A 16,761-nucleotide genomic window follows, 5' to 3' on the forward strand; every position below is an offset into this window, starting at 1 on the left:
GCCCCGTCAAATTTTCTGTACTTAAAAATTCGCTTTTTTCTCTGTGCCAATATGTACATACTAACAACTTACCGCATCAAATGTTATTCAATTTTCAAACATTTTATTTCAAAAAATCAACTTTTAATAGGCTGACAAGCTGTCTCGTCCTCCTCTGTTTCTTCTCTCTCACCCTGTAAGGCCGCGCTGGCCCGGAACGCGCCGGGGGACATGCCGCAGGATCGTTTAAAGCAGGTGCAGAAATAGCTGTAGCTGTTCAGCCCCACCCGGTAGGCAATCTGTTCAATGGGGATACAGGTATCGGCCAACAGTTCCTTGCTCCGCTGGATCCTGCACTCCGTCAGATACTGGACGAATGTCACGCCGAACTCTTTCCGGAAAATCCGGGCAAAATGCCCCTCGCTGAATCCCATCATGTCCGCCAGATATCCCAGCCTGATATTCTCCATATAGTGAGTGTCTATGTATTCGGACACCGGTATTTTGAACGAATATTCCTCGTCGGAGCCGTGTTCCTCCAATGCCTGGGTCACCTCGTCATAAAACTCCAGAAAGCAGCTCCTCGTATCCGCCACAAAGCTGCATGAGAGAATACGGGACATGGCCGTATCACTTCTGCGCTGCATCCAGTTCTCCGGCACGCCGCACCGCACACAGTAATCTCCGATACGCTGCACCAGACGGAGCATTTCCACCTTTGCTTTCTGCGGCCGCGTCCTTCCTTCCAGAAGGGCGCGCACCATCTCCTGCAGCACCCCTTCCAGCTGCTCACGGTTACGCCTGGCAAAAGCAGCCAGCAGTTCGGGATAATACCGGTTTAAGTCAACCTCCTCAGGCTCCTTCATCTCCAACTCCATGTTTTCCAGCAGCATTGTGACCTCTTTACCGGAAAAATAGCTCTTATTCAGAGCCAGATCCATACGGGGATACATCTGGGAATACTGTCCGAGCCGGCAGCACTGCTGACTGATACAGACCGAAATGGTATAGGCGCTCCTGGTCCTGATCTCTTTCTTTAATGCCTCCGCCACGCGGGACAGGTGAGAATAAATCTCCGCCCCCTCCCACTCCGGGCAGCATAAAAAACAGATCAGCTTGTCAAGGCCTACCAGATTGGCCATAAATCCCTTCAGGCCCATATGGTCCATACTTTCCCGAAGCATGTTGATAAGGGCGGTCTTTTGAAAAAATTCCTGAGTGATATGCATCTTGCTGCTGAAATTATAGTAGTCATCCACCTGGATCAAAAGAAAACGGTTCGGGAGCGTGTCCAGGCCTACGGTAGCCAGGGCATCTCCCACCTTGTCCGGGCGGATATTGTTGTAGATCAGGCTGTAAGACAGCTCGCAGGCCAGCACGTGGTACAGCGTGATATAACCTTTCCAATAGTCCAGTGACATGGGAATCATTTTTGTTTTATCCACAACATCTACCTACCTTTCCCGGTAAAACCGGCATCTGGGTTACAGTTTTTTTAAATCAATCTATTTGTTTAAATTTTATCAAATTTTAGATGTGAACACAAGCCCATAGAGGGGCTTATCGGATTGTTGTGGTGGGAAGGCGGCTCTGTACATCAGCGGACGGGGGGGTGGAGGGGGGGCTATCAGCCTTCCTCCAAATGTCAAAATTATTAAATTATTCGTCAGAATTGTTGAATTACTTTTTCGCTTTACCCAATTATAATATCAATAAGCTTTTTTCTGTGCCGCAATCAAATTATTCCAATATACCCTCGGCCAATGAAACGAGGGTCACGTGAAAGGAGAACTGATATGAGTCCATATCCACAGCTCTTCCAGCCTCTGCGGCTAGGCCGCACCGTATTAAAAAACCGAATTGAAGCGGCTCCTGTATCGGTGTCTAACCTGACGCCACAGGCTCACTTCACCCCGGACAATATTGCCATATTTGAACGCAAGGCAAAAGGCGGAGCCGCCATTATCAACATGGGTGAGGCCCGCATCGATCTGAAAACCGGTATCTCCCATCTGCTGTGCCTGGCTCTGGACGATCCGGAGGTTATGCCATCCTTAATCCTGGCTACCGATGCCATCAAACGCCATAATGCAATTCCCGCCATCGAGATCCTTCATCCCGGCGGCCGTGCCAACCCGGAATATTATGACGGTCCCATCTGGGCTCCCAGCGATGCCCCCGGACACCTTGGCAAGGATTACACTGCCCTGGACGAGGAAACCATAAACTACATAGTAAAACGTTTTGCCGATGCTGCGGAAATCGCATATCTGGGCGGTGTGGAGATGGTTATGGTTCATGGAGGCCACGGATGGCTGCTTCATGAGTTCCTTTCCCCGCTTAATAACCACCGCACCGATAAATTCGGCGGCAGCCTGGAAAACCGAGCCAGAATTTCCCTCATGGTGGTGGACGCAATCCGCAGCCGCTGTCCAGACCTGTTAATCGAGTTCCGTCTCAGCGGCAGCGAACTGGTGGAGGGCGGACTGACCATAGAGGATCAGGTCGAATTCGCCAGGATGCTGGACGGAAAAGTGGATTTGATTCATGTCACGGCCGGGACCTTTCACTACCCCGAAACCAACCAGCACATGGTTCCCAGCATGTTCCATCCATTCGGCGTCAATGTGGAATTCGCCGCAGCTATCAAAAAAGCGGTAAAGACTCCGGTGGCCGTCGTAGGCGGACTGGATGACCCGAAACTGATGGAACAGGTACTGGCAGAAGGCAAAGCGGATGTCATCGCCGTAGGGCGTTCCATCATTGCCGACGCGCAGATGCCGTGTAAACTGGCGAATGGACGCGATTATGACGTTACCCCGTGTATCCGCTGCAACAACTGTATCAGCGAATCCTTTGTCCCCTACGTAAAATATTCTTCCCGCCTGACCCGCTGCTCGGTCAATCCGGTAGCCGGACGGGAGTATACTGAAAAAGACGTCCGTCCTGCCGTTTCCCCCAAAAAGGTTCTGGTCATCGGCGGCGGTCCCGCAGGCATGGAAGCTGCCATCACTCTGGCTGACCGTGGACACCAGGTTATCCTGGCTGAAAAGTCGGACTGTCTCGGCGGCGCCATCCGCTTTGCCAGACATGTGTCTTTCAAAAACAAGCTGGATCAGTTTATGCAGGTACTGATCCGAAGAGTTGGAGAACGTGGAATTACCGTCAAACTGAACACAGCCATGACCCCGGAACTGGCCAGGCAGATAAATCCCGACGCTATTGTCTGTGCCATCGGAGCTTCCCCCATTGTTCCTCCGATTCCCGGTGTAGAGCTTGAACACGTTGTTTCCGCAGTGGGTATGCATGAACACATGGAAGAAATCGGCCAAAATGTTGTGATTCTGGGCGGAGGCCTGGTCGGTTGTGAGGAAAGCATCGTCCTTGGCGGTCTTGGAAAGAACGTGACCGTTCTTGAGATGAAATCCGAGCTGTGCCGCGACGCCCCCTATCTCCACCACGAAGCGGTGCTCTTGGAAATGGAGCGTCTGGGCGTTGTCACCCATACCGGCACGCGCTGCACGGAAATTTTTCCGGACGGCGTCCTGGCCGAGCAGGATGGCAGAGAAATTAAAATGACCGCTGATACCGTTATCATCGCAGCCGGTCTGGCTCCATGTCTGGAGGAGGCGGAATCCTTCCGTTCCTGCGCTTCAGAATTTTGGAAAATCGGCGACTGCAAACAGGCCCGCAATGTCCGTCTTGCCATTCATGAGGGCTATGATGCAGGCTCCTACATCGAATAAAAAATACATATACCGTAACTATGAAAATACTGAATAGTTACCATAAAGGATAATAATCTGGAGACCGTGTTTGATGGTGTAACACGGCAGAAAGGAATATAATATTATGAATGCAATGATTCCTACAATCGTAATTGTTCTGATCATTTATTTCGCGGCAATGGTCGTTATCGGATGGATGGGCCGCAGTAAGGCCAGTAACTTTGAAGGCTATTTGAGCATGGGCCGTTCCGCAGGCGTGCTGCTTCTGATGGGCGGCGCTATCGGCGGACAGATTGGCAACGGCTTCGTAGTCGGCGGTGCCGCCGAGGGCGCTGCCTCCGGTCTGGCGGGCGCTGCCTACGGTATTGCCTGCGCCTTGTCCACCGTCCTGGTCGCAGTTTTCCTGAATAATTTTATTTATAACAATGGCTATATGTCCATGGCCGATTACACCCGTAAACGTTATCACAACGAAATTCCAGGCACCATCTATGACCTGAGCACCGCCATCTCGTCCATCGGACTGATTGCAGGCCAGATCATGGCAGGCAAGGCCCTGTTCGAAGCACTCGGCCTTCCTGGTAATGTTGGCGCCATTGCCATTGCGGTGGTTGTACTTATGTATTCCCAGCTTTCCGGACTTTGGGGCGCTTTTGCCACCTCTGTTATCCAGACAGGCGTAATTCTGGTAGGTCTTGTTTCCACCACCTTCGTTCTGTTCAGCAGGGGAGCCGTAGGCGAAATGAGCGCTGCTGTCCAGGCCGGTACGCTGGCAGGCTCCTCCTTGAACTTCAGCGGTCTGTCCGCTGCCGGTTTCGCAGGAATGATGCTGCCTCTGCTGCTGGGCATGGTTACCGACCAGCCGACGTATCAGCGTATCAACTCCGCTAAGAGCGCCAAGATTTCCCGTATTGCCTGCTACCTTTCCTGTATGGTTATGATCCCTCTGGCCCTGATGCCTGCCTTCATCGGTTCCTACGGTGCATTTAAGTATGGAGCCACCGGCAACAGTGCATTTTTCGATGTTATCCTGATGGAACTTCCCGCTATCGTTTGTGCTCTGATTATTGCCGCCGTTCTGGCTGCCGTAATGTCCACCATCGACTGCGGACTGATCACCATGTCTACCGTATTGACACGTGATATCTGGCAGGGCGCCTTAAAAAAGAACCCTTCCGAGGCCCAGTTAAAGAAAATCACTCTCGTTGTCAACATCGGATTCATGTTCACCTCGACTGCACTGGCATTATCCGCCAGCAGTATCCTGGGACTTCTGAACTCCGTATACTCCTTCCTGGCAGCCGCCTGCTTTGTTCCGTTTGTCGGCGGTGTGGCCTGGAAACGCGGTACGGCAACGGGTGCTGTAGCTGCCTCCATCGTGGGCGTCGCCACCGTACTCATCAGCTGGATTCCGGGAATGGTATTCCCATTAGGCAATATCATCCCGAGCGGTATTTTCCCGATTATTCCTTCCGCTGTTGCTTATATTATCGTGAGTCTTTGTACGAAGCATGCAGAGGTAAAGACGGTTTAATGAGGGGTGTCCTGTAAAAAAGCTGTAGTAAAGGAACTATCAACAAAAGGGGAGCTGTTATTGCAGCTCCCCTTTTGGCGTAAAAAATAGATGCATGGCACTTTCGCAAACTTTTCATTGCCACTCAATAAAAATCGGCATTGGGAACTTATCCTCAACACCGATTTCTACTATGATATAAAGCTGCAAGACAGCCTACTATTCTAAACGCCTTACCGTTTTCCCTTCCACCAATGCCGTCTTAATCACATGGCGGCAAATCTCGTCGCACTGCCCGGCATCTTCACAATCCGGGTTTATTTTGCATCGCAGGCAATCCACCGCGGTGATGGACATTTTCGCTTTATATGAACTTATCGTCGTAAGTGGAAAAGGAATTGCCATCCGGGACTGGATATGGTCAAAGCCCACCAGGGAATAATCTCCCGGCACGCTTAAGCCGTTCTGGTCAAGCCAGGTCCAGGCCTCCCAGGCCATGCTGTCACTGAATGCAAAGATCGCGGTATAATCCACGCCGTCCTCTTTCATCTGTTCCAGAATATCCGGTATATTGCTCTCCGATACGGATACTTCCCGGATCAGGTCACGGCAGACGGGAATCCCGGCCTCCTCATGGGCCTGGATGTATCCCCTGCATCTCTCTTTCGCACTGGATATGTAGGACGGACCGTTCAGGAACAGAATCCGGCTGTGGCCGTTCTCAATCAGGTACTTAGCCGCCAGGTAGCCGCCCTGTACGTCGTCGCAGACAACATAATTGGCATCGAGTTTCTCGCTGTGGCGCCCAATCTGGATAAACGGTACGCCGGATTCCATGAGGAATTTGACGTTATCATCCGTTTCCTGGGTCGGACAGATTATAATCCCATCCACGTTTTTATTGATAGCGGTTTTGATTGCCTCCCGCTCCATCTCACTGTTTTCGTTTGTATTGAGAAGAAATGCACTGTAGCCAAACTGCCTGGCATGGTTCTCAATCTCTTTTGTCATGATCGCAAAATGCGGGTTGGAGATGTCTCCCAGAATCACGGCAATCGTATTGGTATACCCCAGACGCAGGGAGGATGCAATTGTATTATTGATATATCCCATCTCCTTGGCCGTCTGCTTAATTCTCTGGATTGTCTCCTGTGCTATATCGTCCTTCCCACGGAGGGCTCTGGATATTGTATTGATGCTGTATCCGGTTTTCTCAGCCAGATCTTTCAAAGTCACGGTTCTTTTTGGTCTTTTCACATGGTCGCCCCCTTTTACATTAACGTTAATGTAAAGTTATGCTTTTGTCAACCTTTTTACCGCATATTTTTTCAATAAGTGGCGGTATGTCTTCCAGACTTTCCAGCTCAAACTCCGCGAGGCTCCTGTCAAAATAAAAGCGGCTGTCGATCAGGGCGGCCACATGCATGCCGGCTCGGTGGGCCGCGGTAATGCCCACCGTAGAATCTTCAATTACAAGACATTCTTCCGGTAGTACTCCCAGTTTTTCAGCCGTGTAGAAATAAATCTCCGGATCCGGCTTGCTCCTTTTAAACATTCCTCCGCTGACCATCAGCTCCAGACGCTCCGCCACATGGTTCATCGTCAGGATCTTTGTTACCTGCTCAATGTTGGTGGATGATGCCACGGCCAGTTTAAGCCCTTTTTCCCGGATCCAATCCATAACACCGAGAATTTCCGGCCAGAAAATCGCCTGGTAATCCACAAGCTTAAAAACCTCATCCCAGCGGCCGCGGTACTGTTCCCTGAGTTCTTCCCATGTTTCCCCGTTGGCTACGGCCTTCTCCACCACGATCCAGCAGTCCCGTTTTGTTGTGCCGACCGTACCGTATAAGTCCTCGATCCGGATATCCGGGTTCTTCTCTCTGGCAAACTCATAGATATATTTCAGGTATTCCATCTCGCTGTCAATTATTACTCCGTCCATGTCAAAAATAACTGCTTTTATCATAAAACCTCCCGTTTTTTGCCTTTTGCTGATAGTATACAGGAATCAGGTGGTTTTTTGCAAGGCGTACGGCTCCCTGGAACAGGAAAAATCATTTAAAAAACATAATTTTTCCTGCGCACTGCCTTTTCCTCCCTTTTCCTTTCTGTTATAATCGAGAGAGATTGCAACTGTTCAGCACCTTCATAGTTACGAGGAGAATTACGGGAGGATTCACCCTTAGGTGTCGATCGCTGATTTTATTACAATCTGATGATGTACTCTGATAATCCCTAACTACAATGAGAAAGGAGCTGCAGGCCTCCCTCGGAAAGAGTGGACTCCTGCAATATACGATAATGAAATATTTCCAGAATTTTCTCGGTATCCTGTGCGCTTTCTGCCTGATGATTATTTTTCTGATCACCTCGGTGGAAGCTGTCGCCTACTGGACCCCCGGGTATTATGAAAAAGAATATGCCAAGTATAACGTCACCGCTGATGTCAATATGGAGATGGAGGATCTGCTCGACGTAACCCACGAAATGATGGCATTCCTGCGCGGTGATCGCGACAATCTTCATGTTCCTACCGTCGTAGGCGGCGTGGAACGTGAGTTTTTCAATGAAAGGGAAATTGCCCATATGGTTGATGTACGGAATCTCTTTCTGGCGGCCATCGCCCTTCGGAGGATCTGTGCGCTTGTGATTCTCATCTGCGTCGGCGTACTCTTTTGGACCAGGGCCGATATCCGGCGCCTGCTGCCACGGATGCTCTGTATCGGAACCGCGCTGTTTTTTGCCCTGACCGCCATACTGGCCGGAGTGATATCCACAAACTTTACAAAATATTTTATAGTTTTCCACGAAATCTTTTTCAATAACGACCTGTGGATCCTCGATCCTGCCACGGATTTGTTGATAAACATCGTGCCGGAGCCATTTTTTGTGGATACAGCCGCCAGAATCGGAATTCTGTTCGCCCTGGTGACGGCTCTGCTGTTTGCCGTGTGCATCTGGTTCATCCGCCGCACCCCAAAGGCCGGGCCTGAAAAGCGCTGAATACTTTCTGCGCAAACAGTTACCTGAATTTACAGACTTTTCCACATGCGGACAATTTTTCTTTACATGAAAATGGGAATCCTATATACTGTTAAATAGTAATTACGTTTTTATTACAATTATTAATATATGCGTGTAAGCCTTAGAAACCCGTAGGCAGCGAAAAGTACGCACAGCGGACTCTTCATTGCCAATCAATAAAAACAAGAACAGGATTTGATTATAGAATGAAACGAAAAATTATAAGCATGTTATTATGCCTGCTTCTGCTCACAGGACTTTTTCCATCGACCGCCCTGGCTTCCACAGATTGGCCGGATAATGTCTCGATTGAATCCGATGCGGGTATTATTATGGACGCCCACTCCGGAGCCGTATTGTATGGTAAGAATATTCATGACACCTATGCACCGGCCAGTATCACTAAAGTGCTGACCGCCCTGATTGTGCTGGAACGCTGTTCCCTGGATGAGACGGTAACCTTTTCACAGAATGCGGTGTATAATGTGGAGTCCAACAGCAGCAGCGCCGGTTATGACACCGGAGACACGGCCAGTGTGAAGGACTGCCTGTATGCGCTTCTTCTGAAGTCCGCCAATGAGTCTGCCAATGCCCTAGCCGAGCATATCTCAGGAACGACCGAAGAATTTGCAAAGCTGATGAACGAGAAGGCCGAACAGCTCGGCTGCCAGGATTCCCATTTCTCCAACCCCAGCGGCCTGAATGACGACGCTCACTATGTCAGCGCTTACGACATGGCTCTGATTACAAAAGCCGCCTTTGAAAATGCGGAATTTTCCAAGATTGTGGCAACAACCTATTATGAGCTGCCTCCCAACAAGAAGAATCCGGAGGGCCAGGGAATCTCACCCGGCAATAAGATGGTCAAGAAAAACTGGCCGGACCAGTACCGCGCCGATGTCATCGGAGGCAAGACAGGTTATACCTCCATCGCGCTTAATACGCTTGTCATCGGGGCACAGCAGGGAGATACAAAATTTATCACCGTGATCCTGCACAGCTCGGCGACTCAGTATAATGACACAAAAGCGCTGCTGAACTTCGGTTTTGCCAATTTTAAGTCCGTCAGGATTGCAGATTATGACAAGACATTCTCAACAATAGGGGACGATTTAAAAATCTCCGGATTACCGACATCGGAAAAACAAGTTCTGACCATTGATCCCGACAGCCGGATTATCCTGCCCATGACCGCCGACTTTTCCGAGACTACCGTATCTCTGGACTACGCCTTACCCGCGGGCGCGCCGGACGGCTCAATCGCCTGCGTGAATTACCTGCTCGGCGACAGGACCGTTGGACAGGCTTATTTAACATTGAAAGACGCCGTATCGGAGGCCGGAATAAAACTGCCCCAGGCGCTGATTGAGGTACAGCCCTCCGCTCTGGCACCCGCTGCCGAGGATCCGGACGAGTCCCACTCTGGAAGCGAAGGCATAACGGAGAGCCTCTCCGCCAGTTCTCCCCTGGGCAAGGCGGCCGAACCCGAATCGTCACCGGACGGCTCCGGCGGCAGCAAATTAAAGATTACATTAAAGATTCCTTCCCTGTTCTGGAAGATACTGGCCGTAATTGTCATCATCGGCGGTACCGGAACCTTTGCCGTCTTCACCATCAAACGGCGCAGGGCGCAGGAAGAAGCCGCGCTCCTGGAACGGCGTAGACGCAGGGCCGAAAGACTGAAAGAAACCGGCATCTCAGAAGCTGAATTTGACCTGATGATGCAGGAAAAGAGAACTTTTTCATCCGGCCGGGAGAATGACAGTACAAGGAAAAAAGGACATAAAAGACGATAGATGTTTTACTGTAGAAAAAAGGCCATCCCTATACATGAGGATGGTCTTTTTTTATCCAGTGGAATATGAAAGTTCCGTTGTTCTTTTCATCGGAACAGCAAAGCCGTTTCTCCGTTCCTTCAATGGCACTCTGTAAGTTCCGGTACCATTCCTAAAATCTCCGCCTCGCTTTCCAATGCCTTTTTCTGCAGTTCATCTGCCTTTCGGAGCATTTCCTCCCGGTAGTCATCATCCGTAATTAACTGAACATTGATTCTGATGTTGTAGACAGCCCCTAAAATTGCGGCCCGGAGCATTAAAATCCCTACCAGTGCATCAGAAACAGCATTTTTATTTCCCTTCTCAACAGTCTCACGGCAAAGCGGCATCAAGTCGACGGCACGGGTGGCAGCTTTTAATGGCGCCTGGGCGGCGGATTTTAATCCCTCCTGCAGCGCATTATTCCGTTTTTCCCTTTCCTCTTCCGTCCTCCTGGGAAGCGCCAATGCCTGCTTATATTTACCAAATGAATTTATGTCTCCCTGGATATCGTCCAGGAGGTCTTCACACAGTGGTGCAGCGTGCCGTATTATTTCCATAAACCGTTCCGCCTCATCGGCATACTTTTTATTATGTACTGTTTTTCTGGAAACCATCATTATCAGTGCCGCACCGTATGCCCCGGCCAGGGCAGATACACTTCCTCCCCCGGCAATCGGCGTCTCGGCACCGATCCCTCTGGCAAATTCTCCAACCGTCATATTCTTGAAATCCATTCCATCCCTCCCTATCCCGGTAAACCTTTTCTAAAAACTCTGAGCATCTTACAGCAGGTATGTCTCGAATATCTGTTCCGGTGTAAACGGCCCCTGATCCAGGGCCTCCAGATTCAGGTAGTCCCTGGCGATCTCTACCAGCATTTCAAGAGTGAGCATTCCTACCTGACAGCCGGCAATATTTACTCCGTATCTGGCAGCCTGTGCCCTGACACACTCTACTACCGTATAGACCGAGGTCTTTTTATAATCGGTGAGATCCATGGATACCTGTACCTGACGGCGTTTTTCCAGTTCCACTCCGATTGCCTTTACATTACGGAATCCACCGCTGCTATAGCGGACACGTTTCGCAATTTCTTTTGCAACCGATAAATCCGCTGTATTCAGATTAATATTTAGTGCAATCATAAAGTCCCTGGCGCCGATCGCCGTAACTCCGCCGGTCGTATGAATAGCAGCAGGGCCATAGTCGGGTTTCCATAACGGATTTTGAAGTTTTTCCCGCATCCCCTCAAATTCTCCTCTGCGGATTTCGGCCAGACTCACTCTATCCGGAGAGCTGGCGGAGGCCTCATACAAAAAGATCGGAAGATTATATCTGGCGGAGGCACATTTCCCCATCCTGTGGGCCATCTCATTACAATCTTCTAACGTACACCCCCGCAGCGGAGTCAGCGGAATGACGTCCACCGCCCCCATACGCGGGTGCTGTCCTTTGTGGCATCTCATGTCGATCAGTTCAAGGGCGGTGCCAATGGCCTCAAGCATTGCATCGCAGAGAGCATCGGGTTCGCCAATCACATTAATTCCCAGACGGTTGTGATCGGGATCCCCCTGCCACCGGACAATCCGCATATTTTTTCTTTTACTAAAGCAGGTTAAGATTTGTTTAATTGTTTCCTGATTACGGCCCTCACTGAAGTTTGGGGCCATTAAGACAATACGCTCCATTTCTGTCTCCTTTTTAAGCTTAAAATAATCAGCCGGAATGTGTCAATGCCGGAATTCATCACCCCCTGGATTTTTGCGGTGAATGCCAGAACCTAAGCACAAACTGCATTGCAAAGGCAATCACCATGGCGGCGCAATAAACCAGACCGACTCTAAGCGCTCCGTATCTGACCACCCAAACCGGTGTCATGGCCGTCAGAATTCCGCCTCCTGTTGCCCATGCCAGCAAAGGTGAACGGGCTGCAAATACCTCGGCAGCTCCTGACTCCATCTTCGGATCGCACGTCTTTACCAGGAGCAGGCCGGTTGCCGTAACGCCTGCAAAAGCGCCGAACAGCATGATAGAATGTTCAAACCAGTCTTCTCCAAAAACATGGCTTGCGACCCAGGTACAGCACCATACCAGAGCAACCGCCGCCAAAACCTGTTCGATGATTAACGGGGTAGCATATTCTACAATCACGGATACATTGACAGAAGCCACGGCTCCAGCCACCAGAAACTCCAGGGATACTCCCTGAATCCGGCTCATTGAAGGACGGTCCACAATATCGGCCCATCTGGTACGGTTCAATATCAGCTGAATGAGCAGGCCGGCAAGCATGGCCGCGGTAAACCAGGCCATCGTAAAGTTAAACCAGATTTTTAATGCCCTGTTTATCAGCCAGCCGAAGAAAATGGCAACGGAGAGCAGAGCCATATGAAATGCTAAATTATCAATAACAGACGGATGGATTACGCGGTGTGTATCAACCTCACGTTCGGAACTTTCGGTATAGACTTCCACGTTTTTGTTTTCCAGACCGGCAGAACTGTTAAGAAATGAGGTCCAGCCTCTGCGGGCGCCGATATTGATCAGAATAATGCCTCCAAGGACACCAAATACCAGACCTACCGTTGCAGATGTGACAGATAAACTTACACCGTCCTTCCACCCCAGTTCCTGGAATACTGCCGCCATGCCTCCGGCAGTACCGTGGCCGCCCGACCAGCCCTGTTCAACAATGGTACCAAACAGAGGATCAACGCCGAACAAAGGCACCAAAACCAATGCAGTTAAAATCAGTGGAATACCATATTGTGTAAAAAACACAAAGTAGGAAAAAACCAGAGACTCACTCGCCCGCTTTATCATTTTACCACCACTTTTCTGCCTCTTCCCCATCAGCATGGGTGCATAGATGAGGACTATCAGACGGCTGGACATGCCGGACCAGGCGGACATGATTTCTTTTGGTATCACTTTGAGAAAATAAGGCCCAAGAATCAGGCCGATTACGCCTGCGATCAGGGATGCCGGTATATAATACTTTTTAAACAACGGAACCTTCAGCCTGAGCCAGGATGCAACTAACAACAGAATGCCCAGCAGTGCCATATAGACAAACAGAGCATCCAGTGACGAACCGGATATTTCAGTTAATGGGATCATTATTATTTATTCCTCCCTCCTGTTTTTATTGGCTGCAGCAACTTCATCATACTCTTTATGAAAATAAAAATCAATAATTTGAAATTAAAATTTCATATTTGGTTGTTCTGTCATATTCCCCCCTATAATTTTGTGAGAATTCACTAAAGCAGATTTGCTGCTGCCCTGTAAAGACCTGTTTTAATGTTGATTTTCACAATAGAGTTTGTTATATTGAATCTATTGCCAGTGGTTCAGAGGGTAATATTCCGCGACCGCTCTTACATACGAGGAGGAAACACCTTTGGAGAAAAATATTATCCAGTTAATCGAACAGAACTATTCCACATTTTCAAGAACAAACAAAATACTTTCAGACTTTGTAAAAGCAAATATCCGGACGATTCCCTTTATGTCCATCAACGAGATTGCCCGCCAATCCGGGGTCAGCGGCCCAAGTATAACGCGTTTTGTCCGCATGCTCTCTTTTGCCAATTTTTCGGAATTTATTGCCTGCGCCCGGAAGGATGTACAGCAGGATTTAGCTCCCTGGGAACGGATTAAGCGCGCAGTGGAAGCTCCGGTTGAAAGCTCCTTAAAATCCATGATAGATGGCAATATATCTTCCCTGAAACAGATGTATAACGAAACCTTCGAAGCGCATTTTCACTCCGCAGTCGAGGCCATTTCAAAAGCCCGCCGCGTCTACATTATCGGAGCCCGCTCCTCGTTTTCCGTAGCGGTATACCTGGGATCAATTCTAAATAATCTGCAGGACAACATTGTTTTGCTGCCACAGGGGGATTTCAGCGCATTTGCGGATGCCACCTCCGACGACTGCCTGATAGCAATCGGATTTGCGCGCTATACAAGGATTACCTGCGAAACAGCTAATTATTTTTATGATAAGGGATGCATTGTAATTGCCATCACTGACAGTTACACTTCCCCAATCGCCCTGTCCTCCGAATACGTTCTCTCGGTCTCCAGTTCAAGCAGCTACCCGGTCGCAGAGGCCATGTCCATCGCCATGTACCTGACTACCTCCGTCGCAAAAAGCAACCCGGACCGGGCACTGGAACGGATGGAGAATATGGAAAAGCTCGGGGATTCTTTCCATACATATATTTGAGATGCGAGGCCGCTTTGTTAATACGGCATAACACGTATTTCCTGTTTCTGCCACACCACAGCCGTAATTCTGAAATTTTCTGGTTTCCTGGCATATGAAAAAACATAGTGACCACCCCTCTCCCCTTCCTCCTCGAAGGAACAGAACCAATCAGCCACCGCAAGCCTGGCCGGAATGGTATGCGATAACCTCGGCGTCTTCAGTCCCGGTTCCTAACCATTCCTTCCCAGGCCGTCCCGGCGGCCTCCTCATTCCTCAGCCAATTCCCCGTTATTTCTTTGACTATTTCCCATTTGTCTGATATAATAGTGTCGGTTTAGCGATTTAACGCGGCAAGTCACCCGGCATACCGGGTTGAAAGAAATACAGGAGGATGAAAGAGTGATGGAAAAGAAAGGGAAGTCAGAGGTTTCTGAGACGGTAGAAGAAAGAGCCCAGAAACTTTTGGAGGAGAAGGAGGCGGAAGCGAGAACCCGCTCCTATGACGGAATATTCGGCGGCCTTCTGGTGGTTCTGCTGACGGGCTGGGCAGTCTTTCAGCTCTATGTCAACACGATCGGCGTAATGAATGCCATGAATCTCAGGATGTGGCACTGCATGTTCCTGCTTGTATTTACATTTTTACTGTACCCAACTTATAAAAAAGAGAAAAAGAAGCGTGTGCTGCCCCCCATCTGGGATTTTGTCCTGATCGGGCTGACGGCCTTTGCATTTGGTTACATGCTGCTTCATTACACAAAGATCGCACAGAGCGGCGGGTATCTCTCAAAACAGGATATCTGGATCGCCGCCATCGGGCTTTTGATGGTATTTGAAGCCGCCAGAAGGGCCTGCCCCAGCCTGGCGGTACTGGGACTTATCTTCCTGGCCTATAACTTTTTCGGGGCCTATATTCCCGGAGAATTGGGCCATACGGGATTCTCTTTGAAGCGTGTTCTCAGCCACATGGTCTGGGGCAGCCAGGGAATCTTCGGCGTCGGCATCGGCGTCAGCGCTACCTATATTTTCCTTTTTGTACTGTTCGGGGCATTTTTGAAATACAGCGGATTCAGCCAGTTTATCAACGACCTGGCGTTGACGCTGGTGGGAAGAAGTCCGGGCGGACCTGCCAAGGTAGCGGTTCTGGCCAGCGCCCTGTTGGGCATGATCAACGGAAGCGCCATTGCCAACGTGGCAACCACCGGAACGATCACGATCCCTCTGATGAAAAAGACCGGTTACAAGAAAGAGTTTGCCGCCGCAGTCGAGGCCGTGGCATCCACCGGTGGACAGTTCGCCCCGCCGATTATGGGCGCGGTCGGATTCGTCATGGCGGAATTTTTAAGCATCAGCTACAGCAAGGTTATGATTGCGGCGTGCATACCCGCATTCCTTTACTATTTATCCCTGCTCTTCTCCGTACATTTTGAGGCCAGAAAGCTGGGGCTCAAGGGCCTGGCCCCGGAAAATATTCCGAACGCCATGGAGGTAATTAAAAAGCAGGGCCACCTGGTTATCCCGCTGGTTGTTTTAATTGGTATGATCGTCGCGGGTTATACACCACTCTATGCTGCTGTATTTGCCACCTTTTCCACAGTACTGGCCTCCTGGCTCAGAAAAGATACCAGAATGAGTTTCCGTGATATCATAGATGCCACAGTGGAAGGCTCGAAAGGCGCAGTCAGCGTGGGCGTTTCCTGCGTTGTGATCGGTGTGATTATCGGAACCGTTTCCCTGACCGGGCTGGGTCTGACGATCGGCTATCTGATTCTGCGTGTAGTAGGCGAAAACCAGCTCTATCTGGGCGGTTTTATGGTTATGATTATGAGCATTATCCTTGGAATGGGTGTTCCCGGAGTAGCGGCATACGTTATCGTGGTGGCCGTGGCAATTCCGGTTCTAATCGAGATTGGTGCAAATCCGGTTGCCGCCCACATGTTCTGTCTGATTTACGCCTGCCTGTCCAATATTACACCCCCGGTAGCCATGAGCTCCTATGTGGCGGCAGGTATTGCCGACTCCAATCAGACAAAGACCTCGCTGATTGCGGTGAAGCTGGGACTGACCGGATTTATCCTTCCGTTCTTCTTCCTGGGAAACCCGATCCTGCTGATCGGTGTGACGGACGCCTCATTGACAGCCACTGCCGTGGCGGCCGCTACGGCAACCATCGGCGTTATTGCCCTGGCCGCAGCGCTCCAGGGAATGCTCCTGAGGATCTGCAGCCTGCCGGAACGTGCCATTCTTCTCGTTGTTGCATTCTGCGGCATCGATGTCGGAATGATTACCGATGTGGTGGGAGTCGTTCTTTTTGCAGCCGTGCTCCTGTTCCAGTATACGGCCGTGAAAAAACATAAAATGGATCCGGATGCAACAGCCTGCTGACCTTCGCCTGGTTTGTGTTCAGCCTGTTCCAGTATTCAGCCTCATTTTGTGCGGTGCCTGGTTTTTCACCGCATCCAATTCAGATATTAATAAACCAATTAA

At 50.0% G+C, this 16,761-nt stretch carries 12 protein-coding genes; 6 read left to right on the plus strand and 6 right to left on the minus strand.

Annotated elements, in window-relative coordinates:
* Nucleotides 1–116: 116 nt before the first annotated feature.
* Nucleotides 117–1,424: an AraC family transcriptional regulator gene (locus V3C10_23355; GenBank protein WVP62203.1), complete on the minus strand. Its 1,308-nt coding sequence runs from the start codon at nt 1,422–1,424 to the stop codon at nt 117–119.
* Between the two features lie 351 nt (nt 1,425–1,775).
* Between V3C10_23355 and V3C10_23360 the strand changes: the two genes are divergently transcribed.
* Nucleotides 1,776–3,725: an FAD-dependent oxidoreductase gene (locus V3C10_23360; protein WVP62204.1), complete on the plus strand. Its 1,950-nt coding sequence runs from the start codon at nt 1,776–1,778 to the stop codon at nt 3,723–3,725.
* 106 nt (nt 3,726–3,831) lie between these two features.
* Complete coding sequence (locus tag V3C10_23365; GenBank protein WVP62205.1) at nt 3,832–5,241, plus strand: sodium:solute symporter family protein; 1,410 nt, start codon at nt 3,832–3,834, stop codon at nt 5,239–5,241.
* A 198-nt stretch (nt 5,242–5,439) separates the two neighbouring features.
* Here the strand turns inward: V3C10_23365 and V3C10_23370 are convergent, their stop codons facing one another.
* The gene (locus V3C10_23370; GenBank protein ID WVP62206.1) at nt 5,440–6,477 is read right to left on the minus strand and encodes a LacI family DNA-binding transcriptional regulator; all 1,038 of its coding nucleotides are present in this window, start codon (nt 6,475–6,477) and stop codon (nt 5,440–5,442) included.
* Between the two features lie 25 nt (nt 6,478–6,502).
* Nucleotides 6,503–7,189: an HAD family phosphatase gene (locus tag V3C10_23375; protein ID WVP62207.1), complete on the minus strand. Its 687-nt coding sequence runs from the start codon at nt 7,187–7,189 to the stop codon at nt 6,503–6,505.
* A gap of 335 nt (nt 7,190–7,524) precedes the next feature.
* On the opposite strand from V3C10_23375, the gene V3C10_23380 reads away from it, so the two are divergent.
* Complete coding sequence (locus tag V3C10_23380; protein WVP62208.1) at nt 7,525–8,226, plus strand: TIGR01906 family membrane protein; 702 nt, start codon at nt 7,525–7,527, stop codon at nt 8,224–8,226.
* A gap of 227 nt (nt 8,227–8,453) precedes the next feature.
* Nucleotides 8,454–10,043, plus strand: a complete 1,590-nt coding sequence (locus V3C10_23385) for a D-alanyl-D-alanine carboxypeptidase family protein (GenBank protein WVP62209.1) — start codon at nt 8,454–8,456, stop codon at nt 10,041–10,043.
* 119 nt (nt 10,044–10,162) lie between these two features.
* On the opposite strand, the gene V3C10_23390 is transcribed toward V3C10_23385, so the two are convergent.
* The 3 genes from V3C10_23390 to V3C10_23400 are packed head-to-tail and all read right to left on the minus strand — an operon-like array spanning nt 10,163 to nt 13,184.
* Complete coding sequence (locus V3C10_23390; protein ID WVP62210.1) at nt 10,163–10,798, minus strand: cyclodeaminase/cyclohydrolase family protein; 636 nt, start codon at nt 10,796–10,798, stop codon at nt 10,163–10,165.
* Nucleotides 10,799–10,846: 48 nt separating this feature from the next.
* On the minus strand, nt 10,847–11,752 hold the full coding sequence (gene ftcD / locus V3C10_23395; GenBank protein WVP62211.1) for a glutamate formimidoyltransferase: 906 nt from the start codon (nt 11,750–11,752) through the stop codon (nt 10,847–10,849).
* A gap of 58 nt (nt 11,753–11,810) precedes the next feature.
* Complete coding sequence (locus tag V3C10_23400) at nt 11,811–13,184, minus strand: sodium/glutamate symporter (GenBank protein WVP62212.1); 1,374 nt, start codon at nt 13,182–13,184, stop codon at nt 11,811–11,813.
* A gap of 283 nt (nt 13,185–13,467) precedes the next feature.
* Here V3C10_23400 and V3C10_23405 point away from each other — a divergent pair, with 283 nt between their 5' ends.
* A complete protein-coding gene (locus tag V3C10_23405; protein ID WVP62213.1) occupies nt 13,468–14,295 on the plus strand; it encodes a MurR/RpiR family transcriptional regulator in 828 nt (275 codons plus the stop codon).
* 384 nt (nt 14,296–14,679) lie between these two features.
* Nucleotides 14,680–16,659, plus strand: coding sequence for a TRAP transporter permease (locus V3C10_23410; GenBank protein WVP64693.1), 1,980 nt, complete (start codon nt 14,680–14,682; stop codon nt 16,657–16,659).
* The last annotated feature ends 102 nt before the right edge of the window (nt 16,660–16,761 follow it).

Origin of the sequence: [Clostridium] symbiosum, from assembly GCA_036419695.1 — a bacterium.
In the GTDB taxonomy this organism is placed as follows: domain Bacteria; phylum Bacillota; class Clostridia; order Lachnospirales; family Lachnospiraceae; genus Otoolea; species Otoolea symbiosa_A.

Bases quoted from the DNA above. Each gene is read 5' to 3' on its own strand.
- V3C10_23360 (WVP62204.1), top strand. From the start codon at position 1,776: ATGAGTCCATATCCACAGCTCTTCCAGCCTCTGCGGCTAGGCCGCACC.
- V3C10_23365 (WVP62205.1), top strand. From the start codon at position 3,832: ATGAATGCAATGATTCCTACAATCGTAATTGTTCTGATCATTTATTTC.
- V3C10_23375 (WVP62207.1), bottom strand. From the start codon at position 7,189: ATGATAAAAGCAGTTATTTTTGACATGGACGGAGTAATAATTGACAGC.
- V3C10_23380 (WVP62208.1), top strand. From the start codon at position 7,525: ATGAAATATTTCCAGAATTTTCTCGGTATCCTGTGCGCTTTCTGCCTG.
- V3C10_23385 (WVP62209.1), top strand. From the start codon at position 8,454: ATGAAACGAAAAATTATAAGCATGTTATTATGCCTGCTTCTGCTCACA.
- V3C10_23390 (WVP62210.1), bottom strand. From the start codon at position 10,798: ATGGATTTCAAGAATATGACGGTTGGAGAATTTGCCAGAGGGATCGGT.
- ftcD (WVP62211.1), bottom strand. From the start codon at position 11,752: ATGGAGCGTATTGTCTTAATGGCCCCAAACTTCAGTGAGGGCCGTAAT.
- V3C10_23400 (WVP62212.1), bottom strand. From the start codon at position 13,184: ATGATCCCATTAACTGAAATATCCGGTTCGTCACTGGATGCTCTGTTT.
- V3C10_23410 (WVP64693.1), top strand. From the start codon at position 14,680: ATGGAAAAGAAAGGGAAGTCAGAGGTTTCTGAGACGGTAGAAGAAAGA.